The organism is Flaviramulus sp. (genome assembly GCF_982512915.1).
In genome coordinates this window covers 1-26,092 of sequence record NZ_CEWOCJ010000008.1, presented here as the reverse complement: position 1 = coordinate 26,092, position 26,092 = coordinate 1, and the positions used below count along the sequence as shown (strand labels likewise).

Annotated in this window: 24 protein-coding genes; 11 read left to right on the top strand and 13 right to left on the bottom strand. The window is 29.4% G+C overall.

Annotated elements, in window-relative coordinates; all coding sequences use genetic code 11:
• Positions 1–146: 146 nt before the first annotated feature.
• The 6 genes from AC1XJX_RS07290 to dnaG all read left to right on the top strand — a co-directional run bounded on the left by AC1XJX_RS07290 (position 147) and on the right by dnaG (position 9,036).
• The gene (locus AC1XJX_RS07290; protein WP_482003315.1) at positions 147–1,196 is read left to right on the top strand and encodes a DUF6588 family protein; all 1,050 of its coding nucleotides are present in this window, start codon (positions 147–149) and stop codon (positions 1,194–1,196) included.
• Positions 1,197–1,419: 223 nt separating this feature from the next.
• Positions 1,420–2,340 (top strand): malate dehydrogenase, encoded by a 921-nt coding sequence (gene mdh / locus AC1XJX_RS07285; RefSeq protein ID WP_482003314.1) that lies wholly within the window; start codon positions 1,420–1,422, stop codon positions 2,338–2,340.
• 87 nt (positions 2,341–2,427) lie between these two features.
• Positions 2,428–3,084 carry a hypothetical protein gene (locus tag AC1XJX_RS07280; protein WP_482003313.1) on the top strand — a complete coding sequence of 219 codons (657 nt, stop codon included), beginning with the start codon at positions 2,428–2,430 and terminating at the stop codon, positions 3,082–3,084.
• Positions 3,085–3,151: 67 nt separating this feature from the next.
• On the top strand, positions 3,152–3,775 hold the full coding sequence (locus AC1XJX_RS07275) for a hypothetical protein (RefSeq protein WP_482003312.1): 624 nt from the start codon (positions 3,152–3,154) through the stop codon (positions 3,773–3,775).
• A 176-nt stretch (positions 3,776–3,951) separates the two neighbouring features.
• The gene (secDF, locus tag AC1XJX_RS07270; protein WP_482003311.1) at positions 3,952–6,948 is read left to right on the top strand and encodes a protein translocase subunit SecDF; all 2,997 of its coding nucleotides are present in this window, start codon (positions 3,952–3,954) and stop codon (positions 6,946–6,948) included.
• 129 nt (positions 6,949–7,077) lie between these two features.
• On the top strand, positions 7,078–9,036 hold the full coding sequence (gene dnaG, locus AC1XJX_RS07265; RefSeq protein WP_482003310.1) for a DNA primase: 1,959 nt from the start codon (positions 7,078–7,080) through the stop codon (positions 9,034–9,036).
• On the opposite strand, the gene AC1XJX_RS07260 is transcribed toward dnaG, so the two are convergent.
• Positions 9,031–9,660, bottom strand: a complete 630-nt coding sequence (locus AC1XJX_RS07260; RefSeq protein ID WP_482003309.1) for a response regulator — start codon at positions 9,658–9,660, stop codon at positions 9,031–9,033. The genes dnaG and AC1XJX_RS07260 overlap by 6 nt on opposite strands.
• A gap of 96 nt (positions 9,661–9,756) precedes the next feature.
• The gene (gene nadE, locus AC1XJX_RS07255) at positions 9,757–10,545 is read right to left on the bottom strand and encodes an NAD(+) synthase (protein ID WP_482003308.1); all 789 of its coding nucleotides are present in this window, start codon (positions 10,543–10,545) and stop codon (positions 9,757–9,759) included.
• 92 nt (positions 10,546–10,637) lie between these two features.
• Here nadE and gldB point away from each other — a divergent pair, with 92 nt between their 5' ends.
• Together gldB and gldC are read left to right on the top strand one after the other, a co-directional pair.
• Positions 10,638–11,597, top strand: a complete 960-nt coding sequence (gene gldB, locus AC1XJX_RS07250; RefSeq protein WP_482003307.1) for a gliding motility lipoprotein GldB — start codon at positions 10,638–10,640, stop codon at positions 11,595–11,597.
• Complete coding sequence (gene gldC / locus AC1XJX_RS07245; protein ID WP_482003306.1) at positions 11,597–11,932, top strand: gliding motility protein GldC; 336 nt, start codon at positions 11,597–11,599, stop codon at positions 11,930–11,932. The genes gldB and gldC overlap by 1 nt, the downstream gene beginning before the upstream one ends.
• Positions 11,933–11,996: 64 nt before the next feature.
• On the opposite strand, the gene AC1XJX_RS07240 is transcribed toward gldC, so the two are convergent.
• From AC1XJX_RS07240 to rsfS, 6 genes are all read right to left on the bottom strand, one after another.
• Entirely contained in the window at positions 11,997–12,263 is a 267-nt protein-coding gene (locus tag AC1XJX_RS07240) for an acyl-CoA-binding protein (protein WP_482003305.1), read from the bottom strand.
• Complete coding sequence (locus tag AC1XJX_RS07235) at positions 12,256–12,912, bottom strand: phosphatidylserine decarboxylase family protein (RefSeq protein ID WP_482003304.1); 657 nt, start codon at positions 12,910–12,912, stop codon at positions 12,256–12,258. The genes AC1XJX_RS07240 and AC1XJX_RS07235 overlap by 8 nt, the downstream gene beginning before the upstream one ends.
• On the bottom strand, positions 12,902–13,723 hold the full coding sequence (locus AC1XJX_RS07230) for a phosphatidate cytidylyltransferase (protein ID WP_482003303.1): 822 nt from the start codon (positions 13,721–13,723) through the stop codon (positions 12,902–12,904). Before AC1XJX_RS07230 ends, AC1XJX_RS07235 begins: the two co-directional genes overlap by 11 nt.
• A 1-nt stretch (position 13,724) precedes the next feature.
• A complete protein-coding gene (locus AC1XJX_RS07225) occupies positions 13,725–14,333 on the bottom strand; it encodes an LUD domain-containing protein (RefSeq protein ID WP_482003302.1) in 609 nt (202 codons plus the stop codon).
• Between the two features lie 122 nt (positions 14,334–14,455).
• Positions 14,456–16,453, bottom strand: coding sequence for an ATP-dependent zinc metalloprotease FtsH (gene ftsH / locus AC1XJX_RS07220; protein WP_482003301.1), 1,998 nt, complete (start codon positions 16,451–16,453; stop codon positions 14,456–14,458).
• 9 nt (positions 16,454–16,462) lie between these two features.
• A complete protein-coding gene (gene rsfS, locus AC1XJX_RS07215; RefSeq protein WP_482003300.1) occupies positions 16,463–16,834 on the bottom strand; it encodes a ribosome silencing factor in 372 nt (123 codons plus the stop codon).
• Positions 16,835–16,914: 80 nt separating this feature from the next.
• Here rsfS and AC1XJX_RS07210 point away from each other — a divergent pair, with 80 nt between their 5' ends.
• On the top strand, positions 16,915–17,643 hold the full coding sequence (locus tag AC1XJX_RS07210; protein ID WP_482003299.1) for a biotin--[acetyl-CoA-carboxylase] ligase: 729 nt from the start codon (positions 16,915–16,917) through the stop codon (positions 17,641–17,643).
• Here AC1XJX_RS07210 and AC1XJX_RS07205 read toward each other — a convergent pair.
• Together AC1XJX_RS07205 and pyrE are read right to left on the bottom strand one after the other, a co-directional pair.
• Positions 17,640–18,035 (bottom strand): SRPBCC family protein, encoded by a 396-nt coding sequence (locus tag AC1XJX_RS07205; RefSeq protein ID WP_482003298.1) that lies wholly within the window; start codon positions 18,033–18,035, stop codon positions 17,640–17,642. The two genes, AC1XJX_RS07210 and AC1XJX_RS07205, sit on opposite strands and share 4 nt — an antisense overlap.
• A gap of 26 nt (positions 18,036–18,061) precedes the next feature.
• Complete coding sequence (gene pyrE, locus AC1XJX_RS07200) at positions 18,062–18,706, bottom strand: orotate phosphoribosyltransferase (protein ID WP_482003297.1); 645 nt, start codon at positions 18,704–18,706, stop codon at positions 18,062–18,064.
• A 134-nt stretch (positions 18,707–18,840) separates the two neighbouring features.
• On the opposite strand from pyrE, the gene AC1XJX_RS07195 reads away from it, so the two are divergent.
• Entirely contained in the window at positions 18,841–19,422 is a 582-nt protein-coding gene (locus AC1XJX_RS07195) for an NUDIX hydrolase (RefSeq protein ID WP_482003296.1), read from the top strand.
• A gap of 9 nt (positions 19,423–19,431) precedes the next feature.
• Here AC1XJX_RS07195 and AC1XJX_RS07190 read toward each other — a convergent pair whose 3' ends face one another.
• The 3 genes from AC1XJX_RS07190 to AC1XJX_RS07180 all read right to left on the bottom strand — a co-directional run bounded on the left by AC1XJX_RS07190 (position 19,432) and on the right by AC1XJX_RS07180 (position 23,869).
• A complete protein-coding gene (locus tag AC1XJX_RS07190) occupies positions 19,432–20,481 on the bottom strand; it encodes a nucleoid-associated protein (RefSeq protein ID WP_482003295.1) in 1,050 nt (349 codons plus the stop codon).
• 305 nt (positions 20,482–20,786) lie between these two features.
• A complete protein-coding gene (locus AC1XJX_RS07185; RefSeq protein ID WP_482003294.1) occupies positions 20,787–23,219 on the bottom strand; it encodes a DUF3352 domain-containing protein in 2,433 nt (810 codons plus the stop codon).
• A 50-nt stretch (positions 23,220–23,269) separates the two neighbouring features.
• Complete coding sequence (locus tag AC1XJX_RS07180; RefSeq protein WP_482003293.1) at positions 23,270–23,869, bottom strand: ribonuclease HII; 600 nt, start codon at positions 23,867–23,869, stop codon at positions 23,270–23,272.
• Between the two features lie 144 nt (positions 23,870–24,013).
• On the opposite strand from AC1XJX_RS07180, the gene AC1XJX_RS07175 reads away from it, so the two are divergent.
• Positions 24,014–26,005, top strand: coding sequence for a putative porin (locus AC1XJX_RS07175; RefSeq protein ID WP_482003292.1), 1,992 nt, complete (start codon positions 24,014–24,016; stop codon positions 26,003–26,005).
• The last annotated feature ends 87 nt before the right edge of the window (positions 26,006–26,092 follow it).

Below are 26,092 nucleotides of genomic sequence, written 5' to 3'. Positions count from 1 at the left end.
GAGTTTATTAAATAACTTTTATAAAACCCTGATATATCGATATCAGGGTTTTTTAGCGCCAAAAAATCGTTAAAATACATTTTTTAACGATAAAAAGTTGTATTGTATGATTTTTTTTATATTTTTGTTTAACCAAATCTTAAAAAATGAAAAAAATCATAATATTTTTAATATTGGTACTTACTTTTCAAGTATCGAAAGCACAAGAATTAGAAAGTATATTATTGGCTGCGGATGACGCAAGTAAACTTACAGAGAATTATATTCGCCCAGTAATGAATGGACTTATGTATAATATGAATGGAGGCTGGTATACCACAGCAAAAACCCATAAAAAGTTTGGTTTTGACCTTACAGTTAGTTTAAATGCTTCTTTTGTTCCAACAAAGGATGAAATCTTCCAATTTATACCAAGTGACTACCAATTTACGAGTCTTCCTAACGGAGAAACAACATTGCCTACTGTAATGAGTAGTAATGATGTAGAAACTTCAGTTGATATAAGAGTGCCGTATCAAGGCAACTCATTTAAGGTAGCAAGTTTTGAAATGCCTGGAGGAATTACAGGGGATTTACCTATTAATGCTGTTCCAACACCAATGGTACAGATTGGTTTAGGCTTGCCTTCAAAAACAGATTTGAAAGTAAGATATGTGCCTAAGTTAAGCTTTGATGATGGTGGAGTTGAGACTGATTTAATTGGTATTGGGCTACAGCATAACTTAATGCAATATTTTGGTCCACTAGAAAAACTGCCTTTGAGTGTATCTATCTTAGCTGCATTTACGAACATGAATGTGCGTTATAATATTGAGGATGAGAATGCTTCTGATAATATTTTTATAAATAATGGATCTGCTGAATTTAAAATGAATACTTGGACAGTTCAGGCTTTAGGTTCTTTAGATTTTAAGATTATAACCTTATACGCTGGTCTTGGTTACAACAACGGAAAATCATCCATAAAAATGAAAGGAGATTATACGCTTACTTATGACTTAGAAGATAATAATGGAAACCAAATTGGTACAGTTGATGAATCGATTAGCAACCCCATTAATCTTAATTTTAATGGAAACGGTTTAAGAACAACATTAGGGATGCGTCTAAATATTGGATTCTTTAAGATATTTGGCGATTATACATTACAAGAATACAATACATTATCAGCTGGATTTGCTTTTAGTTTTAGATAATTTGTTTCATAATTAATATTTAGTTTTAGTTAGTTTATATTTAATTTTTGTTTTAAAAGTGCGAGATTTAATCTTGCACTTTTTTTATTTAGAGGATATAAATTCGTAGTTTTGCATGACTTAAATCATATTCTTGAAGCCTTTTTTCAAGAGATTTCTAGCGCTAAATTAAGACACTCATTTTAAAAAATGATTAAATATTTAAAATTATAAAAATTAACTTATGAAAGTAACAGTTGTAGGAGCAGGAGCAGTAGGTGCAAGTTGTGCGGAGTATATTGCTATTAAAAATTTTGCATCAGAAGTCGTTTTATTAGATATTAAAGAAGGCTATGCTGAAGGAAAAGCAATGGATTTAATGCAATGCGCATCTTTAAATGGTTTTGATACTAAAATTACAGGTATCACTAACGATTATAGTAAAACAGCAAATAGTGATATTTGCGTGATTACATCAGGAATTCCAAGAAAACCAGGAATGACACGCGAAGAATTAATTGGTATTAATGCAAGTATTGTAAAAACGGTAGCTTCAAGTTTAATAGAGCAATCTCCAAATACAATTATTATAGTTGTGAGTAATCCGATGGATACCATGACATATTTAGTTCATAAATCAACTAACTTGCCTAAAAACAGAATTATAGGTATGGGTGGTGCATTAGATTCTGCACGCTTTAAATATAGATTAGCTGAAGCCCTAGGAGCTCCAATTAGTGATGTTGATGGAATGGTAGTTGGTGGTCATAGTGATACTGGTATGGTTCCTTTAACTAGTCATGCTACTAGAAATAGTATTAAAGTTTCTGAATTTTTAAGTGAACAACGCTTACAACAAGTATCTGAAGATACTAAAGTAGGTGGTGCAACATTAACAAAATTATTAGGAACTTCTGCATGGTATGCACCAGGAGCTGCGGTAAGTGCATTGGTTCAAGCCATTGCTTGCGATCAAAAGAAAATGGTACCTTGTTCTACAATGTTAGAAGGTGAGTATGGGTTAAATGATATTTGTATTGGTGTGCCAGTAATTTTAGGTAAAAATGGTATAGAAAGTATTGTTAACATCCCTTTAAGTGATCCTGAAAAAGTACATATGCAAGCAAGTGCAGAGGGTGTTAGGAAAACAAACGATTTATTGTAATGATTATATTATATTTAAAATTCAAAGCCTTAATATCAATCTTTGTTATTAAGGCTTTTTATTAATATTTAATCTTAAATTCATAAAATGAAAAAAATAATATTATTAGGTTTAGCATTCGTATTAAGTTTGGTATCTGTATCTCAACAAAACATTACGGAAGGTAAAATTATAACCAAACAAAGTATTAAAAGTGATAATGCACAAGTTCAAGCACAATTAGATATGATGGGTGATATAGTTGCTACAACTTACTTTAAAGCTAATAAATCTCGTGCAGAAATGTCTAATCCAATGACAGGTGATATTACTGTGATTTCTGATGCAGAAACTATGACAACGCTTACACTTATGGATGGCATGATGGGTAAAAAGTATATGACAAATACTACTAAAATAGATGATGAAATACTTAAAGGCGTTAAAATTGAACAAGGAACAGAGGTCAAAACAATTTTAGGTTACCACTGTCTAGAACAATTAGTTACAATAAATCAAGATGGTGTTGAATTAAAAATGAAAATGTTTACTACAGAAAAGATTGCACCAGTATTTACTAAAGAAACTTTGATGTTAGGAGATAAATTAAAAGGTTTTGTTATGTATATGGAGATGGCTATGAATCAGCAAGGAATGGATATGACTGTAATAACTGAAGTTACAGAACTACAAAAAGAAGATGTGTCTGATGATATCTTTGATTTAACACCACCTGAAGGTTATACTAAATTAGAGGGCATGTAATATGGCATAACGTCATTAATATTCTAAAGACTGTAGAAATACAGTCTTTATTTTTTATATTTGGCACATGATAAAAAAATGGTACATAAGTGCTTTTGTATTGATACTTACTATTTTTGGGATTTTTTCTCAAAAACAAACTGTTTTGCCTAATCAAGAACTTGTATTACAATTTGAAGAAAGTGGCGTAACTAGCGAAGAAATTCAAAATACTACAACAATTGTAAAACAACAATTACAAGCATTAGGTGTAAGTAATGTTAAGGTGAAAAAAACTACAAATGGTAAACTGAAAATAGTTTATTATAGTGATATAAACATTGCTAGTATAAAAAAAACTTTTTTACAAGATTGTACTTTAGAGGTTAATTTCAATACTACAAATCAAAATAAAAATTCAAGCGATTTACCATTTAATCAAGAGGATTCTATCAGTTTTAATATTGATGTTTATGAAATTCAAAATGGTAATGATAGTGATTGGAATTTAAACGGAGTTAATGTTCCAGATTTTGAAAATAAAAACGACCGTTTTTTAAGTTCTTATTCAAAATTATTTTTAAACAATCCTTGGGTATCTAAAACTAATTCAGTTAGCGAATTAGCTTTGAAAGTTTCACAACATGTTATCTTCACAATTAATAATACTTCCAAGAGTATACCAGAAGTAAGGGCAGGACCTCTATTCTAAAGGTTTTTTAATCAAATTAAACTTCCTTAAAATTTAAAGTGAAAATATAACTTTTCACTTTTTATAATTTTCATCAACATAAAACATAAAAATTTAATTAAACATAAAAATTGTCAAATTCTAAGGTAAATTATATATTTGCCCGTTTTAAAAATTTGACTTCAAAAAATATAAAAATGCAAAATAAAGGACTAGTAAAGTTATTTGCTGTTTTGTTTGGCTTGGTAAGTATTTATCAATTGTCATTCACATTCAAAGCAAATCAAATAGAAAAAAATGCTGAAGAAATAGCAATTAGTAAAATTGCTGATAATGAAGACGATTACCGTGCAAAACGCAGTCAAGAAGAAGCTAATTATTTACAATCAATAGCTACTGATACTGTTTTTAATATTGGAATAGCAAAATTCACTTACAATGAAGTGAAAACTAAAGCTATGAATCTTGGTCTAGATTTAAAAGGAGGTATCAATGTAATTCTACAAGTAAGTGTAAAAGATATTTTAAAAGGATTAGCTAATAATACCAAAGACCCTGTTTTCAATAAGGCTTTAGATGACGCTACAGAGCTTCAAAAGAATAGCCAGAATACGTATTTAGAAGATTTCTTTATTGCTTTTGATGCTATTAAAGGAGATACAAAACTAGCTTCACCAGATATTTTTTATACTAAAGAATTAGATGGTGAGATTGATGGAAGCATGTCTGATGATGAAGTAAAAAGTATTATAGCCACAAAAATTGATGAATCTATCGTGTCAGCTTTTGAAGTATTACGTAAGCGTATTGATGAGTTTGGTGTAACATCTCCTAACATCCAACGTTTAGGAACTTCTGGACGCATTTTGGTTGAATTACCAGGTGTGAAAGATGTGGAAAGAGCAACGTCTTTACTACAAAGTACCGCTCAATTAGAGTTTTGGGATGCTTATAAAGGAGAACAATTTATAGGTTTTTTATATCAAGCAGATGCTATTTTAAAAGATATTGTAGATACTGAAAATAACAATGTTGCAGAAGTTGAAAGTGAAGATCAAGAAAATGCTACAGATTCTCAAATTGATGACTTGTTAGGTGATGCAGAAACTGATTCAACTGCTGTTACAACTGTAAGTCCTTTAGTTGATTTAATTAGAGGTGGTGGCTATCAAGGTGGACCAATCATAGCTAAGTTTGAAATTAAAGACAGACAAAAGGTTCTTGATTATTTAAATATGCCAGAAGTAAGATCTTTACTTCCTGCAGAACAACGTTATGTAAAGTTTGTTTTTGGTAAACCAGAAAAGAATAGTGAATTAATTGATTTATATGCTTTAGTCGGAAATAGAGAAGAAACACCTCAATTGAGTGGTGCTGTGGTAACAGATGCTCGTAATCAATTTGGTCCAACTGGAAAATCAGAAGTTTCAATGCAAATGAATGCTAAAGGTGCTAAGATTTGGGAGGAAATGACTGGTAATGCCTTTACACAAGGAAGTCAAATCGCGATTGTTTTAGATAATGTAGTATATTCAGCGCCTGGTGTAACAACAGGACCTATTGCAGGTGGTAGTTCTTCAATATCTGGGGATTTTACTTTAAATGAAGCCATTGATTTAGCCAACGTATTACGTGCGGGTAAATTACCAGCATCAGCAGATATTATTCAAAGTGAAGTAGTAGGACCATCATTAGGTCAGGAAGCAATTGATAGTGGCACAAAATCGTTTTTAATTGCATTAGCTTTAGTATTAATCTGGATGATTTTCTATTATGGTAAAGCTGGTGGTTTTGCAGATATCGCTATGTTATTAAATATCTTATTAATCTTTGGTATTTTATCAGGTTTAGGAGCAGTTTTAACTTTACCGGGTATAGCAGGTATCGTTTTGACAATAGGTATGTCTGTAGATGCAAACGTGATTATTTTTGAGCGTATTCGAGAAGAAATAGCTAAAGGTAAAGGTCAAAAAGAAGCCATTCAGGATGGTTTTAGTAATGCATTATCTTCAATTTTAGATGCCAATATTACTACTGGTTTAACAGCTTTAATTTTATTCGTATTTGGTACAGGTCCAATTAAAGGATTTGCTACAACATTGTTAATAGGTATTGGTACATCGTTATTTACAGCTATATTTATTACAAGATTATTAATAGATTGGTATGTGAATAGAGGTGGTAAACTGCAGTTTTCTACAGCAATTACAAAAAATCTTTTCAGAAACTTAAATATTCAATTCTTAAAGAAACGTAAATTAGCTTATGTTATTTCTGGTACGTTCATTTTATTAAGTTTAGGGTCTTTATTTACAAATAGTTTAGATCAAGGTGTAGATTTTGTTGGAGGTAGAACATATCAAGTACGCTTTGCTCAAGATATTAGTGCATCTGAAATCACAGGAGTATTATCTAAACCTGAAGTGTTTGGAAGTGCTGATGCTAAGACCTTTGGTGATGCTAATCAATTAAAAATCACTACAAAATACAAAGTCAATGAAACGGGTGCTGAGGTTGACGAAGCTATCAGGAAAAAACTTTATACTGCATTGCAGTCTCACTTAGATGGTGTTTCTTATGATGATTTTATTAGTGATGCAGATTCTAAAACTGTTGGATTAATGAAGTATTATAAAGTAAGTCCAACAATTGCTGATGATATTAAACAGGCTTCATTTTGGGCGATTTTAGGGTCTTTAATCGTAGTATTTCTTTATATTCTATTACGTTTTAAAAGATGGCAATTCTCATTGGGAGCAGTTGCAGCAGTTTTTCATGATGTTTTACTAGTACTTGGAGTCTTTTCATTGACATATAAGTTTATGCCTTTTAGTATGGAGATTGATCAAGCATTTATAGCCGCCATATTAACGGTTATTGGGTATTCATTAAATGATACAGTAATCGTATTTGATAGAATTAGAGAATATTTAAATGAGCATACAAATTGGAATTTTGAAAAAGTTGTAGATGTTTCTTTAAGTAGTACTCTGGGACGTACTCTAAATACATCATCAACTACTTTAGTGGTATTGCTTTCAATTTTTATTTTTGGAGGAGACTCAATTAGAGGTTTTATGTTTGCATTAATAGTTGGTATCATAGTTGGTACATATTCATCATTATTTATAGCAACACCTTTAATGTATGATACCATTCAAAAATTAGAGGATAGAAAGAAGAAAAAAGACTAACTCAAATTTTTTCTTACAAAGAAGCCTGTCATTTTTGACAGGCTTTTTTTTATATAGATATTCAGAAATTCTTTGATTTCAAAAAATCAATAGTTTATATTACATTTACAATTCTAAAAAATAACTTCATTGATATCACCTTCATCCATAGACCAAGTTTTTGAAACCGCTCGAGTAGAAGAGGTTATAGGTGATTTTGTACAACTTAAAAAAGCAGGTAGTAATTTCAAAGGGTTAAGCCCTTTTAGTGACGAACGCTCTCCAAGCTTTATGGTATCTCCAGTTAAGCAAATTTGGAAAGATTTTTCTACAGGCAAAGGAGGAACCGCCGTTTCATTTTTAATGGAACATGAACACTTTACATATCCTGAAGCTATAAGATATTTAGCTAAAAAATACAATATTGAGCTTGAAGAAACAGAACAAAGCAATGAACAGAAAGAGAAAGCAGATGAGCGAGAAAGTTTATATTTAGTAAGTGAGTTTGCTAACACCTATTTTCAGAAAATATTGCACAATACAGATCAAGGTAAGTCTATTGGGTTAAGCTATTTTAAGGAGCGCGGTTTTACTCAAAAAACTATTAAATCTTTCGATTTAGGTTATTCTTTAAACGAGTGGCAAGCTTTTACTGATGAAGCTTTAAAAAAAGGTTATAATGTTGATTATTTAGAAAAAACAGGACTTACTATAGTTAGGGAAGATAAACGTTTTGATAGGTTTAAAGGGCGTGTTATGTTCCCTATAAAGAGCATGAGTGGTCGTGTGCTAGGTTTTGGTGGACGTATTTTGATAAACGATAAAAAGGCAGCAAAATATGTAAATTCACCAGAAAGTGATATTTACCATAAAAGCAAAGTACTTTATGGGATTTATCATGCTAAACAAAGTATAGCTAAAGAAGATAACTGCTATTTGGTTGAGGGTTATACAGATGTTATTCAATTTCACCAAACAGGAATAACCAATGTAGTTTCTTCATCAGGAACCGCGTTAACCTCTGAGCAGATAAGACTTATTAATCGTCTTACAAAAAATATTACAGTTCTTTTTGATGGTGATGCGGCAGGTATGCGTGCTTCTCTTAGAGGTATCGATTTGATTTTAGAACAAGGTATGAATGTAAAGGTTTGTCCGTTTCCAGAAGGCGAAGATCCTGATAGTTTTGCTAAACAAAATACCTTGCAAGAATTGACTTTGTATTTGGAGAATAATGCAAAAGATTTTATCCAATTTAAAGCATCTGTTTTGTTTGAAGATTCAAAAAATGACCCAATCAAAAAGGCTGAAACAGTAAGAGATATTGTAAATAGTATTTCTAAAATACCAGACCGTATAAAAAAAGAGATCTATATTCAAGAGTGTTCTCGAATTATGGATATTAGCGAGGAAGTGCTTTTTAGTACCTTAGCTCAAATTAATAAAAAAGAGTTTAAAGACGATAATAAACAATATCAATCCGAGCAAAAAGTATTCGAAGTTATAAAGAATCAACAACCTATAAAAAAAGTAGACGTTCAATATGTTTTAGAAAGAAAAATTATTGAAGTATTATTGCTTTACGGAAATAAGACTGAAGATTTTGAGGATTTAGTTTTAAAGGAAAATGAAAATGGTGAGTTGATTTTAGAGCCAGTAATTCATCAAACTAAAGTTTTTGAGAAAGTATTTTTAGATTTACAAGATGATGAAATGGAGTTTTCAAACTCTAATTTTAAAACCTTATATTATACTATAATCGATACTTTAAATCAAAATCCGGATTTTGATTTAAAAAATTTTGTAAATTTAGTAAGCCAAGAAATGGCAAATGAGATTACTACCATTCTAATGGAAGATGAGCGTTACAACCTAGATAACTGGAATCGGATGAATATTTTTCCTAAAGTGAAAGAAAACAATATTGCTCAATTAGTTAGTGAAACCATTTTAAGTTTAAGATGTTTTTTAATTGATCAAAAAGTTAAAGAATTTCAACAACAAACATTACATAATAAAATAGACTCGAATAGAAATATACTTGAAGAAGTAAAAGATTATTCAGGTTTGAAAATGTTATTATCTAGAAAGCTAAATAGGGTTCTATGATTCTTGATTAAGCTTCGCTTGATTGACTAAGTCAACTAAATTAGTAACTTTAAGCTTACGCATTAAACGTGCTTTGTATGTGCTAACTGTTTTTTCGTTAATATTTAACTCTTTCGAAATTTCCTTATTCTTTTTGCCAACGGTAAGGAGTTTTAAAACTTCAGCTTCTCTTGTAGACAGTTTTTTGTAAAAACTACCATTTTTGTTTGTTCTAACTCCAAAAGCTAGTTGATCTGTTAAATTACTACTTAAATAGGTTCCACCATTATATACTTTTAAAATAGCTTCGTTTATAGTAATAATGTTCACAGATTTATGAATATAACCTGAAGCTCCAGCTTTTAAAGCATTTATAGCATAAACTTCCTCAGGTTGTGCACTAAAAATAATAGTTTTAATATCTGGGTAATCATTTTTTAAGTAACGTAAAACGGTTAATCCATTCAGTTTAGGGAAATCAGTTTCAGTTAAAATAATATCTACAGGATTTCTTTTTATAAACTCCATTATGGCATCACCGTCATCAACACTTCCAACAATATTTATATTTGGTGCAGCTGAAAAAAGTACTTCTAAACCTTTTCTTGTAATAGGATGATTATCTGCTATCAGTAATTTTATCATAATAATAAGCCTTTAGTTAAATTACTTAGGAGTAATTTTTTTGAGAGATTAAGCTAAAGAGATAAAAGTAGTGTTTTTTTAAATATCTAACAATATTTATATTAAGTTATTAGGAATTTCGCAAATAGGTATTGGGAGCATTTTGTGTTTATTAGCATTATTGAAACGCTTATATATTTTAAAGACCTCTTTTTCTCTTCCATAAAAATCATTTTCGCTCTTCCCGTCAGAATCCATTTTCATGGCCCACTCTAGTTCTGGGTAAGAAGCTCCTATTTGGTCTTCATCTGTTCTATCGTCACCCCAAAGGCCATCTGTGGGAGCTGCGTCAATTATTTCTTCATTTATTCCTAAATATTTTGCAATGGTATAAACTTCAGTTTTTAATAAATCTGCTATTGGACTTAGGTCAACTCCACCATCACCATATTTTGTGTAAAAACCAACTCCAAAATCTTCTACTTTGTTCCCTGTGCCTGCAACTAAATATTTTTCTAAAGCAGCAAAGTAATATAAAGAGGTCATTCTTAAACGCGCTCTTGTATTGGCTAAAGACATAAATCTATTGGCTTCATCTTCAACAGCTGGTAAAGCATCAACTAAACTATCAAATACGGGTGTTAAATTTACTTGAGTCAGACTAACATCATCAAAATTTGATTTTAACCATTCGATATGATTTAATGCTCTACTAACTTGAGATTGCGCTTGATGGATAGGCATTTCCAAGCATAAAAGGGATAAACCGGTTTTTGCACAAAGTGTGGAAGTTACAGCAGAGTCAATACCTCCAGAAATACCAATAACAAAACCTTTCATTCCTGAATTTGTTGCATAATCTTTTAACCAATTAACTATATACTCTACAACTTTTTCTGTCTGCATTTTAAATAAATTTAAATCTAAGAATAGTACCTTTGTAAACAAAAATAAGCTATCAGCTCAATTTATAAAAATTTATGTCGTTTAAGTTTTATATGAAATCAAAAATATTATTGATTCTGCTTATTATCTCGGTTTCTTGTAAGAATGAAAATTTATTAGAAAAGGAAATAGCAGTAATAAATACTATGATTCAAATTGAACGTTTTGATAAACTTTTTGCTAACATGACAGATGAGAGTTTGCCTGAGTTAAAAACGGCTTATCCATTTATGTTTTCTCAAAAGTTTAAAGATTCATTTTGGTTGGCTAAAAGTCAAGACACCCTTCAAATTCAACTTTTTAGTGAAGTAGATAAAGTTTTCAAAGATTTTGATGAGACTGAAAATGAAATAGAATCTTTATTTAATCATATAAAATATTATTTTCCAGAATTTATTGTCCCCAGAGTTATAACAACAACTAATGATGTTGATTACAGGAGTAAAGTTATTATTACTGATAGCATTGATGTTATTGCTCTAGATACTTATTTAGGAAGCGAACATCCTTTTTATGATAATATTCCAGTATATTTAAAAACTAACTTTGACAAAAAACAGGTAGTTGTAGATTTAGCTCAGGCTTATGCCGAAAAATACATTTATCAACCAAAGAGAAAATCTTTATTGGATGAAATGATTTATTTTGGTAAAGAACTTTGTTTTAAAGATGCTGTAATTCCATTTAAAACAGACGCTGAGCGTATTGGTTACTCTCAGTCTCAATTAGATTGGGTGAAAAATAATGAAGCTTACATTTGGAGGTATTTTGTTGAGCGTGAATTACTTTTTAGTACAGACTCTAAATTACCAAGTAGATTTATAAATTCGGCACCTTTTTCTAAATTCTTTTTAGAAGATATTGATGCAAATTCACCAGGAAGAGTTGGGCAATATATAGGTTGGCAAATTGTTCGTGCTTACATGAAAGAACATAAGGTTCCTTTAAATGATATGTTGATAAAAAGTAGTGAAGAAATTTTTAATAATTCAAAGTTTAAACCTCGAAAATAATGGTAAATAAGATTACTTCTAAAATAGAACTAAATGTTGAATTAGATGAAAACCGAGTTCCAGAAGCATTACATTGGACAGCTAAAGATGGTGGTATATCTAATGCAGAAGCCAAAGCCATGATGCTTGCAGTATGGGATTCTAAAACTAGAGAAACACTTAGGATAGATTTATGGACTAAGGATATGCCTATTGATGAAATGAAAGTTTTTTTTCATCAAACATTGGTAGCTATGAGTGATACTTTTAATAGAGCAACTCAAGATGAAAGAATGACAGCTACAATGAAGGATTTTTGTGATTATTTTGCTGAAAAGCTAGAATTAAAAAAATAGTGATCAATTAGTTATTCTAAATTAGAAAGTTAATTTTTTCATTAAAAATAGAAATAATAAAACTTTATTTTCTGTAAAGAAAGTAATTATTAACTAAGTCTATATAAGCTCTTTTAGCCTCGTCTTCGCTAATATTTTTAGCTTGGAAAAGTGCATTTGTTTTAAAAGCATTAATTATTGGTTTTTTACTACTTGGCCGAGTATAATCGTTAGTTGCTTTTTTGTAATACGCGTATAATTTTAGCAAAGTATCTGCTGGAAAAGGCTCAGTATGTTCGTTAACGCGAGCAACTGCTTGTTGAAATTCTATGTCTAAAATATCATTATTCATTAAGATCAGCAATAACAGTTTCGCCTCCTTTTACTTTTTGATTAAGCGTTACTTTAATATTTGTTTCTAACGGTAAAAATAAATCAACTCTAGACCCAAATTTAATGAAACCAGATTCACCTCCTTGAATTACTTTATCGTTAAGTTTAGCATAATTTACAATTCGTTTTGCTAATGCGCCAGCTATTTGTCTATGTAAAACTTTTCCATAAGTTTCATTTTCAACAACGACAGTTGTGCGCTCGTTTTCTTCACTAGCCTTGGGATGCCATGCTACTAAGTATTTACCCGGGTGGTATTTGCTAAATATAACATGCCCTCCAACTGGGTAACGCGTTACATGTACATTTATGGGTGACATAAAAACACTTACTTGTAATCTTTTTTCTTTAAAGTATTCTTTTTCAAAAACTTCTTCAATAACAACAACTTTTCCATCTACAGGTGAAATTACTTGAGTTTCATTAAATAATGTGTGACGTTTTGGGTTTCTAAAAAACTGAAGAATTAGTATTAAAAAAGTAAATAAAAGAGTCATTAAAATGGTTTTCAACCAAATAATATTAATAAAATTATCTACTAATAGAAATCCAGATATAACAATAATAAATGTTATAATTATAATTTTACGGCCTTCTTTATGAAACATAATGTAAAATTCTTAAAAATAAATAAATAAAGGGTGCAGCAAAAACAATGCTATCTAATCTATCCAATAACCCACCATGCCCTGGCATTATAATACCGCTATCTTTTACCTTTGCCTGTCTTTTAAATTTAGATTCGATCAAATCACCTAAAGTCCCAAAAACACTTATTATAATGCTTAAAATAAGCCAATTTGTAAAATCTAAACTATTTGTAAAGGTAGCAATAAAATAGCTGGTAATACATGAAAAAAACAAGCCACCCAAAAATCCTTCAACTGTTTTTTTAGGTGATATTTTTTCAAAAAGTTTTTGTCTTCCAAAGTTTTTTCCAACTATATAAGCAAACGAATCATTAACCCAAACTAAAATAAATGATCCTAATAATATATCAGGATTATAGTTTTCATAATAATTAGTAATTAGTATTAAAAACACAAAAGAACTTGATAAATAAAATGTAGTAAGAATAAAACGTTTAGTGGCAAATAGTGGAATGGTTTTTTCAGAAAACAAATCTTTGATTAAAAACAATTCAACAAATATTGATATTACCATTAGTATTTGAATGGCCTCATTTAAACCCTCGTTCAGCTTGAAAACTGTTTGCCAAAAGCCAAAAACAATATAAATGATAATAAATATTATGAAAGGAACATTACTTTTAAGTTGAATAAGTTTTTTAAATTCCCCAATGCAGATTAAGCCAAAAATGAAGAAAAGTGCTATTAATAAATGTTCAAAATTTAAAGATAAAATTAGTAGCGAAACGTATAGTAAACCCGAAAGTAACCTAATAAATATTTCTTTCATTCTATAAATCTTCTAGAAGTAGTAGGTATAGATTTTTAGCGCTACTACCATAACTTAAAAAGTCTTTCTCATCACCAGATTTAAAGTGTTTTATGGTAGTAATATTTGTTGGGATTTTTTGTCTGTTTTTATTTTTGATACCTCTTAAACCTTCCCCAATATTTTCAACAATTTGACTTGTAGTTGAAAAAACTATAAAGTTAATTGGTAATTCAGGTAGTTTTTTTTCGAAAATTTGTTTTGATGAAATTAGCAGAGATCCATCATTTGCTATTAGATTTTCACAAGTTGTAATGAAATAAGTTGAATCTATTATTTTTTTTGTAGCTAATACGTTTGAATTTTTAAATTTTTCTTCTAAATTTTCATCAAGTAATAAAGCCTTTTTTTCTTCCCAGTCATTCTCTGATATGATATTTTCTAAATTTTTAAATATTTCATCTAAATTTTCACAATACAAAAATTTACCTCCGTTAGCTTTAAAGTTTATGGTAAACCTTTCGTCTATCGGTAGTTTTATTTCTGGCATGTACTTGCCTCTATCATCAGATTTTAATTCATCACCTGAACGTTCAGATTTTGAACCAAAAATTTTTCTAAATAGGCTCATTTAATTATTTGCTATTAACAGAATTCTTTTGAGGTTCATCAAATATAAAAAATCTTAAATTAACCATACGGTTAATTTAAGATTTTTAGTAAAGCTTAACAAAATAAATGCTTTTATAGTTTTCACTCAGTAGTATCTGAAGACTCTTCTGATTTTTCAGCTTCTTTTTTTTCTAATTCTTTTCTAGGTTTTTCAGGTTCTTCTATTTCAAAAGCACGCTTACCGAATATTTTTTCAAGATTATCTTTAAAAATAACTTCTTTTTCTAAAAGAACCTCTGCTAGTTCAGTTAACTTATCCTTGTTATCTTTAAGCAATTTTATAGCTCTTTTATATTGGGTTTCTATTATATCAGATATTTCTTTATCAATTAATTCTGCAGTTTGCTCACTATATGGTTTGGTGAAACCATATTCGTTTTGTCCTGAAGAGTCATAATATGTTAAATTTCCAATTTTATCACTAAGGCCATATATAGTAACCATAGCTCTTGCTTGTTTGGTTACTTTTTCTAAGTCGCTTAATGCGCCTGTTGATATTTTATCGAAAATTACTTTTTCTGCAGCACGACCACCAAGAGCAGCACACATTTCATCAAGCATTTGTTCAGGTCGAACAATTAAACGTTCTTCTGGTAAATACCATGCAGCACCTAATGAGCGTCCTCTAGGTACAATTGTTACTTTAACTAGTGGTGCAGCGTGTTCGAGCATCCAACTTACTGTTGCGTGTCCAGCTTCGTGATAAGCAACTGCTTTTTTCTCACTTGGAGTTATTATTTTATTTTTCTTTTCTAAACCACCAATGATTCTATCAACTGCATCCAGAAAATCCTGCTTATCTACAGCTTTTTTTCCGTTTCTAGCAGCTATTAATGCAGCTTCATTACACACATTAGCAATATCAGCTCCAGAAAAACCAGGTGTTTGTTTAGACAAGAAATCTAAATCTAAATCTTTAGCTTTTTTAAGAGGTCTTAAGTGTACTTCAAAAATCTCTTTACGTTCTCTAACATCTGGTAAATCAACAAAAATTTGTCTATCAAAACGTCCAGCACGCATCAGCGCGGTATCTAATATATCCGCTCTGTTTGTTGCTGCAATTACTATAACATTTGTATTAGTTCCAAAACCATCCATCTCAGTTAATAACTGATTTAAAGTATTTTCACGTTCATCGTTACTTCCAGACATCGCGTTTTTACCTCGAGCTCTACCAATTGCGTCAATTTCATCTATAAAAATAATAGATGGTGATTTTTCTTTTGCTTGTTTAAATAAATCTCTAACACGAGATGCTCCAACACCTACAAACATTTCTACAAAATCTGATCCAGATAATGAAAAGAAAGGCACTTTTGCTTCACCAGCAACCGCCTTAGCTAATAATGTTTTTCCAGTTCCGGGCGGTCCAACAAGTAAAGCTCCTTTAGGGATTTTACCACCTAGAGTTGTGTATTTCTCAGGATATTTAAGGAAGTCTACTATTTCTTGTATTTCTTCTTTAGCACCCTCTAAACCTGCAACATCTTTAAATGTTGTTTTTACTTCAGTGTTTTGATCAAAAAGTTTTGCTTTAGATTTTCCTATGTTGAAAATTTGACCACCAGCACCGCCACCAGCTCCGCCAGACATCCGTCTCATAATAAAAACCCAAACACCAATTAGAAGAATAAATGGTAGAATTCCCATTAATAAATTCCCCCAATCGTTAGTTTCAGTATCAAATTTAACAATTGGTTTTAAACTTAAATCACTTATAGCGTCATTCAGTTCATTTTCAAAATTTTGAAGATCTCCAAATTCAAATTTATAATTTGGTAATTTAGTTGCTGATGGTATAAAAGTTTGAGGGATAGATTTTTTGTGAATTTCTTTTGCTTCAGCATCTTTTGTTAAGTATACTTTTGCAACCCTTGTGTTTTTAATAATATCTACCTTTTCAACATCACCTGCTTCTAAGTATTTAAAGAATTCTGAGGGTGTTGTAGAATTGCCTTCTTGATAGCTTCCACTACTAAATAATTGAAAACCTAAGAAAACCGCTATTAATATACCATAAATCCAGTAAGGACTAAATTTCGGTTTTTTTTCTTTTAAATTTTTTTTATCGTTTGCCATTTTCTTTTTTTAGTAACTAGTTTGTATAACTGTTGTTTTTGCATCGCCCCAAAGGCTTTCAATATCGTAATATTCTCTAATTTGTTTTTGAAACACGTGAACAACAACATTTACATAATCAATCAATACCCACTCGGCATTATCTAAACCTTCTGTATGCCAAGGATTGTCTTTGAGTTCTTTGCTTACTTTTCTTTGTATGGAATTAACTATGGCATTTACCTGTGTGTTTGAAGTCCCTTCGCAAATTATAAAGTAGTCACAAACAGTGTTTTCAATATCTCTTAAATCTAGAATATTTATTTCTTTACCTTTAACATCTTCTATGCCACTTATGATTACGGATATTAATTGATCTGCGCTTTTATTTTCTTTCGCCATTAAATTTTTTTAATTTGTGCAAAGTTATTATTTTTTTAGTTCTTTATAGTTTAAAATAATCATAAGATTGTAACTTTTATATGCACATAGTCAAACTTAATGCCATCGACTCTACAAATTCTTTTTTAAAAGATATGATGAGTAAACAAGATGTTGCAGATTATACAGTTGTAGTTGCCGAATATCAAACCAATGGACGTGGTCAAATGGGTGCCTCATGGTTGTCTGGAAAGGGTAAAAACCTTACGTTTAGCTTGTTTAAGGACTTGAGTGTTCATGATGTTGAATTTCCCTTCTATATTAGTATGGCAATTTCTTTAGCAATTTTGAAGGCTTTGAAAAGTTTGAATATTCCTGATTTGCATATTAAATGGCCGAACGACATTTTGTCAGCAAATAAAAAGATTTGCGGTATTTTGATAGAAAATGTCATAAAAAACAAATTAAACTCTACAATTATAGGTATTGGGATTAATGTTAATCAAACAGAATTTCAAGATCTTCCTATGGCTTCTTCGTTAAAAAACGTCACAGGAGTAAGTTATGATCTAGATGAAATTTTACTTCATATCATAAAATATACTAAAGAGTATTCTATGCTTCTTCAAAAAGGGGAGTACGATACTGTGAAAAGTGAGTATGAAGCTAATTTGTTTAGAAAAAATAAGCCTTCAACATTTAAAAGTGCAGAAGGTGTTTTGTTTTCTGGATTTATAAATGGAGTTACCAAATACGGTAAATTATTAATTGTTTTGGAGGACGAAATTGTTAAAAAATTCGATCTTAAAGAAATAACACTATTATACTAAATTGCATTTGGAATGTTGGTTACCAAAGTCTCAATAAATTTATTTATTGGACCTTTAATCATCATAGCCATCATTGGGTTAAAATCTCCAGAAAATTCTAATTGAATTTCACTTGAAGCTTCATCGATTTGTATAATATTTCCAATTAAAATAAAATCTATTTTACCACCAGCTGCACCTAAAACTATTTTGTTTGGAGCTATAACTTCCTTTTTTTTAAGGATAATCTCTGGCATTCCTTTTAGGGCAAATAAAAATTTATCCTCGTCTAAAACTTCAAATTTACTGATGTTTTCAGGCATTAAGGATTCAAAGTTTTTAATATTTGATAAAAAGTCAAAAACTTCCTGGGGTGATTTACTAACACCAACTTTTGGCGATTCTAAATTCATAATTTAATTTATTTTGAATAGTTATATTAGTAAGCGTTCCATTCACTAGGATTGGAATTCCATTCTAATAATGTTTTTGATTCTTTTTCTGAAATGTAATTAGTCTCTAATGCTTTTTCTAATAAATTTTCGTAGTTACTTAATGTATGAAGAAGAATGTTTTCTTTTTTGAAATTTTCGGTTGCTACATCAAAGCCATAGGTGAAAATTGCTATCATGCCTTTTACATTGACACCAGCTTCTTTTAGAGCAATAACAGCGTTTAAACTACTTTTTCCTGTACTAATTAAATCTTCAACTACTACAACGTTTTGTCCGCTTTCAACAAATCCTTCAATTTGATTTTTACGTCCGTGACCCTTAGCATCTGGTCTAACATATATAAAAGGTAATCCTAAATATTCAGCTACTAATAATCCAATTCCTATAGCTCCAGTTGCTACACCTGCAATAACATCTGGTTTGCCATATTGTTTTTCAATATGTTTAGCCATAGATTCTCTTATGTAATTTCGAATAGGTGGGAAAGATAAAATAATACGGTTATCACAATAAATTGGTGATTTCCAACCAGAGGCCCAAGTAAATGGTTCTTTTGGACTAAGTTTTATGGCATTAATTTGCAGTAAAACTTCGGCGGTTTTTTTAGCAGTTTCTTTATTAAAAATCATAAAGACAAAATTACATATAAATTTATATTACAAGCAATGCATAAAGGGTAATAAAAATATTTTTTTCAACAATGCGTGCATTGTGAGTAAAAATGATATTTTTACCACAACTAAATTGTTAATTACAGTTTGATATGTATAAAGTTTTTGTTGGGGACAAGCCAATGATTTTAACTACGTTGGTAGAAAAAGAGACAAATTTTAAAAATTATTTACTTAACACTGTAAATATTAAAAAAGTTATAAATAAGCTTAATAATTCTAGTTTAGAAGAGGTTAGATTGATTCATAAAAATAAAGATAAGCTCATAAAAAAATTCTTAAAAAAGCTCCCTAATGTAATTGCCGGTGGCGGTAAAGTTTATAATGATAGGGGTGAAATTTTATTTATTTATAGAAACGATAAATGGGATTTACCCAAAGGTAAGATAGAAGGTAAAGAAACTATTCAGAATACTGCAATAAGAGAAGTTTCTGAAGAAACCGGCGTGAACGGTCTAGAAATTACAAAACCCCTAGAAACTACCTATCATATTTTTAAGCGTAATGGACGCTACAAAATAAAAGTTACTTATTGGTTTGAAATGAAAACCAGTTTTAAAGGCAATTTATATGCCCAAGAAGAAGAGGGTATTACTAAGGTAGAATGGCTAAATACGAATCAAGTACAAGAAGCTCTTGAAAACTCTTATGCTAATATAAAATCTCTTATTTAAATAATTGTTTTAATTCTCTGCATTAAAAAACACCTTGTAATAATGCATTTTCTTCTCATCGTCATAACCGCGCTCCAAATATTCTGCAGAGGCATCTGGAGCATCTATATCTAATTTTATCTGGATATTAGTGTCAAGTTTTATTTCTGTTTTTATTTTTCGTTTTTCTTTATTAACCACTTCTTCAGCTACATCAAATTGATTTCTAATTACAATATTTTGCTCACATTCATATTCTTTTTTAAAATTTTCAAATGCTTTTATTTGTTTTTCGTCTTCAAAAAGATCTTCTTTAAAACGTTCGATATTAATCACTTCATTTTCCTTAAAAAAGTCAATCGTTTTTGCTAAAAAAGTATTACGTTCTTGTGCTCCATAACTAGTTTTTATGATCTCTGTTGAAAAGTCTTTACATAATTCCAAGTATTGTTTCGTATGATTATTGGCATCATCAGCATATTTAATATTTAAAAAATGATTAATCCAATATTGCGCATCGTAACTGTTATTATCTACACTTAAAACAATATGGCCTTCATTATCTGATTGGTTTAAAATTAAACAACCTTTATCTACTTTTTTTGAGCTAATTCCTTTTTGGACTAGTACATCATAGCTTTTATTTTCAAGGTAAGTTTGGAAGAAATTAACCTTGTTTTCTATTTTAAATAGACCAATAGCATTGGTAGTGATGTCTCTAAATTCGATACCTTCAAATATCACAATTAAAACATCACCAGTCTTTATATTTGCAGAATTTGATTGCTCATAAAGATGTGTTACAATATGTTTTGAAACTTCAACAAAAGCATCGTCATCATTAAAAATTTGTGCACTATAACTATTAATTTCGTTTAACGAAATATTTGCATGGTGATTAAAACGATAGCTTTGTACCACGCTACAAAAAGGTTTCAAAAGAAACGGTAACATTAAATCGTAACTAGCTTCATCAAAATCAACTAACTTTTCTGAGAAAACATTTTTGGTGTCGTTGAATTTGTTTCCAACCTTGTGAATAATAAACTTTGAAATGGAGGCATTTTTACGTGAAATCATGAATACATTTTTTATCTCTGCAATACTATTAAATTAAGTTTAATTAATATTAAAAAAAGAACGCCAAAGAATAAACTTTGACGTTCCGAAAGATTCGAGGACTTGCGATTTGGTTATCGTAATATTTTTATAGGAGTTTTACTTCATATTAGATTTATAAACTAATCGAAAAAATTATTATAATTAATACTAAGGAGTTCTTGTAAATATTTGATTAATAGCTGGATAAATATAAAGATTACTTTCTATTTATAAAAGAGAACTTAAACATATTTATTAAACTATTTATGTTGAAAAGTAGATGGTTAATTAATTTGATATAAAATTATTGAGTTAGGCTCTCCTTTTGTAACAAATTCAAGATTATTATCAGAATCTATATTATCTAAATCTATTAAAGAATTACCATAAACAGGAAAATTTGAAATTAAATTTGATTGACTATCAAAAAGGTAAATTTTGTGTGTTTGCAAATCTGTAACAGCCACATAAATTTTATCTTTTAAATAGAATAGTTTACAGATTGTGTAATCTCCAAAATCTAATTCCGTAGTTTTATTTTTTATAGATAATTTGTTTTCACTTAAAGTTACAAGAGTTTTACTACTTGCATCAATAGAATGTTTGTTAGATAGATTTATTGTTTTAGTAGTAATATTTCCTTTAATATCAATTGAAATTAAATCGCCATCAATATTGGTGGTTGTAAATGTATTGTTGTGCAAAAAAACGGGTTGATTTGAATACTTAACAGAAGTTTTTGGTTTTACTCGTATTTTGCCAACTCTATCTAAAATAAAAAAATTATTTATAGTTTTAAAAGTTATGTAGTCTTTACTGCCTATTCTAAAATGTTTTGGTTGGTTAATAATGCTTTCATTAGTCGATTTAAAATTAAACCCTTGAACAGTTTTCGCATTAACATTATACATTAATACATTGTTTCCTTGGGTAACTACCAATCGATAGTTTTTGTTTTTATCGTAATCAAAAACAGATAAAGGTTGTGTGATTTCATCATTAAATTTACCAGGAAAAGGTGCTACGTTATTTCCATTTCTATCAATAACGTAAACGTTATTAGGTGTTGCAAATGCAAGTTGTAGCCTTCCGTTTTTGTAAATGTCTATTTGTTCAATGCGCCCTAAAATAGCACCTTTAATAGGTTTTTTCCATAGTATCTTTCCTTTATTAGAAATTAAATATAAATTATTGTTAACATCTTGAACAACAATCTCTTTCTCTTTAGTGATATGGTTAATTACAAATTGAGGATCGATTAATAAATATTTGTCAAGTTTTATATTAAGAATTTCTGAAACCGAATTTGACTGTTTTTTTGTTTGATTTCTTTTTACAACAGCATTAACATGAGCAAAATTGCTATCATAAATAAACTGAATCGCAGATGTGTTGTAGTTAGTAAGATTGAAATTATGGTTTTCGTCAATAAAATTTTTATTCAGAATTGATTTTAAAGTAGCAGGGTTTACTATTTGAATTAAAGATGAAGCATCACTTAGTTGTTTTTTTATGTTTTTAAAGTTATCACTATAACTTAAAGTTGTTTTATTTTGATAATTTGCAATAACATTTTGAAGCATTTCGGTGTTATTACTGAACACAAAAAACTGATCTAAAATACAGTATAATTCTTGTTGTTTTGCTCTTATTAACGGTGAAAAAGTTTCTGAAAAAACATTCGGATTACTAAAACTATAAATATCAACTTCTCTGTAAGTTTCAACAATAGTTTGTTCGCCTAAAAGAGCGTCTTTAGTAGCTATAATGTCAATAGAATTTAAAACAATTGCACGGTTTTTATCCTCATAAATAACGCCAATTTCATTAATTTCATTAAATAAATTTGAACTGTTTTGTGTGGATTTTTTTTTGTTGAATATATCTAAATTGTTTTTAAAAATTTCAAAATCATTGAAGGTAAAACTCAATAAGCCATCACTATTTGATGGTGTTACGTTTTGGATTTGATTTTCTTGTGGAACCGTGTTTTTGAAAATATTAATTAAACTTAATGAATCAATAGCTCTACTAACACCATTTATTAATAGGTTATTTTGATTGATATCAATATCTAAGGCTAAGTAATTTGCAAATGTTTTTGCGTTAATGGAATCCTCAATAAAAAATGATTTAATAAATGAGTGTTCTGTTTTTAACAAAACAGAACACGTCTTGTCATTATTAAGTGTTTTATAAATCTTCTTAAGTTCTACATCACTATGTTTTTTATCAAAAATAGTTTCAATTATTGTTTTAGAGGAAGAGGCAAAAAAGATACTATCTATTAAAGTACTGTAAAAAGCATCATTTTTTATTGTGTGTTTTGTAATCGTTTTATTTTTATGGCTCAATGTCTCTTCACTGTAATCCTTAAAAGAACCCGTTGAAAATAAATTTTTATGATATTTAGTTGCAATTGCTAATTGGGTGCTGTCATTTAAATCTTTAGAAATACAAATGATAATTTCATTTGAAGGATTTATAAATGATAAATTTTTTAATTTATTCTCAAAGTTTTTATAGGAATAACTTTTTGAAATTTCTTGAAGAAAATCACTGTTATTGATACTGTTTTTTAACCCTTCAATATTTACAGATTTTATAATAATGATAGTGTTATCCGGAACAAAATCAATGAGCTCTTTTCGATTTATTTCATTAGTGTTACAACTAAAAAAGAAAAGTGTTGTGAGGGTAAAATAAAAAAATCTCATAAAATGAATTAATTTTTACAAACCTAATATATTTTTAAGTCATTAGAAACCTACAGGGTCAACTTTAATTGTTCTGGAAGTAATCTAAAGGATTTTCTATGATATTTTGTTATACCATATTTTCTAATAGCCTCACGATGTTCCTTGGTTGGGTAGCCTTTATTTTGTTTCCAGTTGTACATTGGGTATTCTTCATGAATATTATTCATAAAATCATCTCGGTGAGTTTTAGCTAAAATGGAAGCTGCAGCAATACTTAAATATTTTCCATCACCTTTAATTATTGTCTCAAAGGGAATATTTTCAAAAGGTTTAAATTTATTCCCGTCAACAATAATAAACTCAGGTTTAATACTTAATTTAAGAATGGATTTATGCATGGCTAAAATAGAAGCGTTGAGTATATTAATGGCATCTATCTCTTCTTGAAAAATGTGCGCGACACCAAAATGTAAAGCTTCTGCTTCAATAATAGGTTTTAAAAGGTCTCGTTTCTTTTCATTAAGTTTTTTGGAATCGTTAAGAATGATATTCGAAAAATAATCAGGAAGTATAACAGCCGCAGCAGTAACGGGTCCTGCTAGGCAACCACGTCCAGCTTCATCAGTACCACATTCCATATTAAAATTTGAAAAACTTTTTAAAAGCATACGGCTAAAATATTGATAAACTTATAATTTGCTTTGTTAGAAATATAATTTAATTTGTTTTATGTAAACAGAGCCTTCATTATTTAAAATATTTATCTTCACTTTACGTTCAAATAATTACTTTTGCCTCGGAAATTTTCATCTATGAATAAATTAAACTTTGTTTTTCTTTTTCTTTTTCTTTGTATTGGCCTAAATGCCCAAGATAAATCGATAAGACGAACCATAGATAGACCTACTGTACAAAGAGCTAATAAAGATACAACAAGTACCAAAACTAGTAAAGTTGCAAGTGATTCAAATTCCGAAACTATTAAGGCTAAAATTCAAGACTACTTAATTATTTCTCATAAAAATGATACAACTTTTGTTGATACAACTTTAACTATTCAAAAAGAATATAAGTTTAATTACCTCAGAAAAGATAATTTTGGATTAATACCATTTTCTAACATAGGTCAAACATATAATAGTTTAACATTTAACTTTGAAAACACCAACTTAATGCCAGATTTTGGAGCAATCGCAAGGCATTTCAATTATATGGAGATTGAGGATATTAATTATTATCGTGTTCCAACTCCTTTTACAGAGCTTTTTTATAAATCAGCTTTCGAGCAGGGTCAATTGGCCGATTCGTTTTTTACTGTAAATACATCACCACAGTTCAATTTTTCAATAGCATATAAAGGACTGCGTTCTTTAGGAAAGTATCAACATATTTTAACAAGTACAGGTAATTTTAGATTTACTACAAATTATAAAACAAAAAACAATCGATACAATATAAGAGGGCACGTGGTTACACAAGATTTATTAAATCAAGAAAATGGTGGTCTCCAAGATTTTAGTGTAGAAAATTTTGAAAGTGGAGATCCAGAGTTTATCGATCGTTCTATTTTAGAAGTTAATTTTGAAAATGCTGAAAGTATATTAAGAGGTAAAAGGTTTCATTTAGAGCATAATTATAAAATTATAAGAGGAAAAGATTCCCTGTCAAGTAACAAGCTAAGTATTGGTCATGTTATGTCTTTTGAGGATAAATATTTTCAATTTGATCAAACTTCTGTAAATACAAGTTTTTTTGGAGCTGCTTTTAAGTCTTCTGGGTTAAAAGACAGAGCAACTTTAGAGAATTTTTACAATCAAGTTGAATTAAATTACAGTAATAATTTGATCGGTAATTTACAATTCAATGTAACTAGCAATAACTATAATTATGGTTATGATAAATTAGTTATTTTAAACGGAAACACTATAGTTAACAGATTAAAAGGGAATATTTTTTCAGTAGGAGGTAAATATAATAAACAATATAAAGGCTTTATATTAGATGGAGAAGCTGGATTAAACATTTCTGGAGATTTTGATGGAAACTTTGTAAAAGCAATAGCAACTTTTAAGCTAAATGATGATATTGCGGCTACAGCTTCATTAAATCACAGTTCACAAGCGCCAAATTATAATATGCTTCTTTATCAAAGTGATTACTTAAGCTATAACTGGCAAAATAATTTTACAAACATCAAAACACAACAACTTGCTTTTCAAATAAAATACAAAAAACTTGCTAATGTTTCGGTAGATTTAAATACACTAAGCGATTATGTTTATTTTAAAATAGATGATGCAACTATAGATACAAATGTTAAAGCGCAAATAAAACCATTTCAAAATAATAATACGATTACTTATTTAAGACTAAAGTTTGAGAATGAAATAAAATTTGGCAAATTTGCTTTAAACAACACCATATTATATCAAAACGTAAAAGATGATGATAATGTCTTAAATGTTCCAGAAATTACATCCCGAAACACCTTTTACTTTTCTAGTCATTTATTCAAAAAAGCTATGTTTTTACAAACAGGAGTGACTTTAAACTACTTTTCTAAGTACTATATGAATGGTTACAGTCCTTTATTAGCAGAATTTTATGTGCAAAATGAAAGAGAATTTGGAGGCTTTCCAAGGTTAGATTTCTTTTTAAATGCTAAAATTCGTCAAACGCGCATCTATTTAAAAGCAGAGCATTTTAATTCTGCATTTACAGGATACAATTATTTTGCTGCACCAAATTATCCATATAGAGATTTCACAGTTCGTTTTGGAGTGGTTTGGAATTTCTTTCTTTAGTTTCCTCTTTATTTTAAATTGAAATTACTCACTTTAATATTTACAGTGTTGATTTTTTTCAAAAAGGGTTAAGATTTATCTATTAAA

What these genes read in the sequence shown, in the direction of transcription:
- AC1XJX_RS07280 (WP_482003313.1), top strand. Translation starts at nt 2,428, where the DNA reads ATGAAAAAAATAATATTATTAGGTTTAGCATTCGTATTAAGTTTGGTA.
- AC1XJX_RS07185 (WP_482003294.1), bottom strand. Translation starts at nt 23,219, where the DNA reads ATGAGATTTTTTTATTTTACCCTCACAACACTTTTCTTTTTTAGTTGT.
- AC1XJX_RS07275 (WP_482003312.1), top strand. Translation starts at nt 3,152, where the DNA reads ATGATAAAAAAATGGTACATAAGTGCTTTTGTATTGATACTTACTATT.
- ftsH (WP_482003301.1), bottom strand. Translation starts at nt 16,453, where the DNA reads ATGGCAAACGATAAAAAAAATTTAAAAGAAAAAAAACCGAAATTTAGT.
- gldB (WP_482003307.1), top strand. Translation starts at nt 10,638, where the DNA reads ATGAAATCAAAAATATTATTGATTCTGCTTATTATCTCGGTTTCTTGT.
- AC1XJX_RS07290 (WP_482003315.1), top strand. Translation starts at nt 147, where the DNA reads ATGAAAAAAATCATAATATTTTTAATATTGGTACTTACTTTTCAAGTA.
- AC1XJX_RS07225 (WP_482003302.1), bottom strand. Translation starts at nt 14,333, where the DNA reads ATGAGCCTATTTAGAAAAATTTTTGGTTCAAAATCTGAACGTTCAGGT.
- AC1XJX_RS07205 (WP_482003298.1), bottom strand. Translation starts at nt 18,035, where the DNA reads ATGAATTTAGAATCGCCAAAAGTTGGTGTTAGTAAATCACCCCAGGAA.
- AC1XJX_RS07195 (WP_482003296.1), top strand. Translation starts at nt 18,841, where the DNA reads ATGTATAAAGTTTTTGTTGGGGACAAGCCAATGATTTTAACTACGTTG.
- nadE (WP_482003308.1), bottom strand. Translation starts at nt 10,545, where the DNA reads ATGCAGACAGAAAAAGTTGTAGAGTATATAGTTAATTGGTTAAAAGAT.
- AC1XJX_RS07235 (WP_482003304.1), bottom strand. Translation starts at nt 12,912, where the DNA reads ATGTTTCATAAAGAAGGCCGTAAAATTATAATTATAACATTTATTATT.
- AC1XJX_RS07190 (WP_482003295.1), bottom strand. Translation starts at nt 20,481, where the DNA reads ATGATTTCACGTAAAAATGCCTCCATTTCAAAGTTTATTATTCACAAG.
- gldC (WP_482003306.1), top strand. Translation starts at nt 11,597, where the DNA reads ATGGTAAATAAGATTACTTCTAAAATAGAACTAAATGTTGAATTAGAT.
- AC1XJX_RS07180 (WP_482003293.1), bottom strand. Translation starts at nt 23,869, where the DNA reads ATGCTTTTAAAAAGTTTTTCAAATTTTAATATGGAATGTGGTACTGAT.
- secDF (WP_482003311.1), top strand. Translation starts at nt 3,952, where the DNA reads ATGCAAAATAAAGGACTAGTAAAGTTATTTGCTGTTTTGTTTGGCTTG.
- pyrE (WP_482003297.1), bottom strand. Translation starts at nt 18,706, where the DNA reads ATGATTTTTAATAAAGAAACTGCTAAAAAAACCGCCGAAGTTTTACTG.
- AC1XJX_RS07210 (WP_482003299.1), top strand. Translation starts at nt 16,915, where the DNA reads ATGCACATAGTCAAACTTAATGCCATCGACTCTACAAATTCTTTTTTA.
- AC1XJX_RS07240 (WP_482003305.1), bottom strand. Translation starts at nt 12,263, where the DNA reads ATGAATAATGATATTTTAGACATAGAATTTCAACAAGCAGTTGCTCGC.
- rsfS (WP_482003300.1), bottom strand. Translation starts at nt 16,834, where the DNA reads ATGGCGAAAGAAAATAAAAGCGCAGATCAATTAATATCCGTAATCATA.
- mdh (WP_482003314.1), top strand. Translation starts at nt 1,420, where the DNA reads ATGAAAGTAACAGTTGTAGGAGCAGGAGCAGTAGGTGCAAGTTGTGCG.
- AC1XJX_RS07260 (WP_482003309.1), bottom strand. Translation starts at nt 9,660, where the DNA reads ATGATAAAATTACTGATAGCAGATAATCATCCTATTACAAGAAAAGGT.
- AC1XJX_RS07175 (WP_482003292.1), top strand. Translation starts at nt 24,014, where the DNA reads ATGAATAAATTAAACTTTGTTTTTCTTTTTCTTTTTCTTTGTATTGGC.
- AC1XJX_RS07230 (WP_482003303.1), bottom strand. Translation starts at nt 13,723, where the DNA reads ATGAAAGAAATATTTATTAGGTTACTTTCGGGTTTACTATACGTTTCG.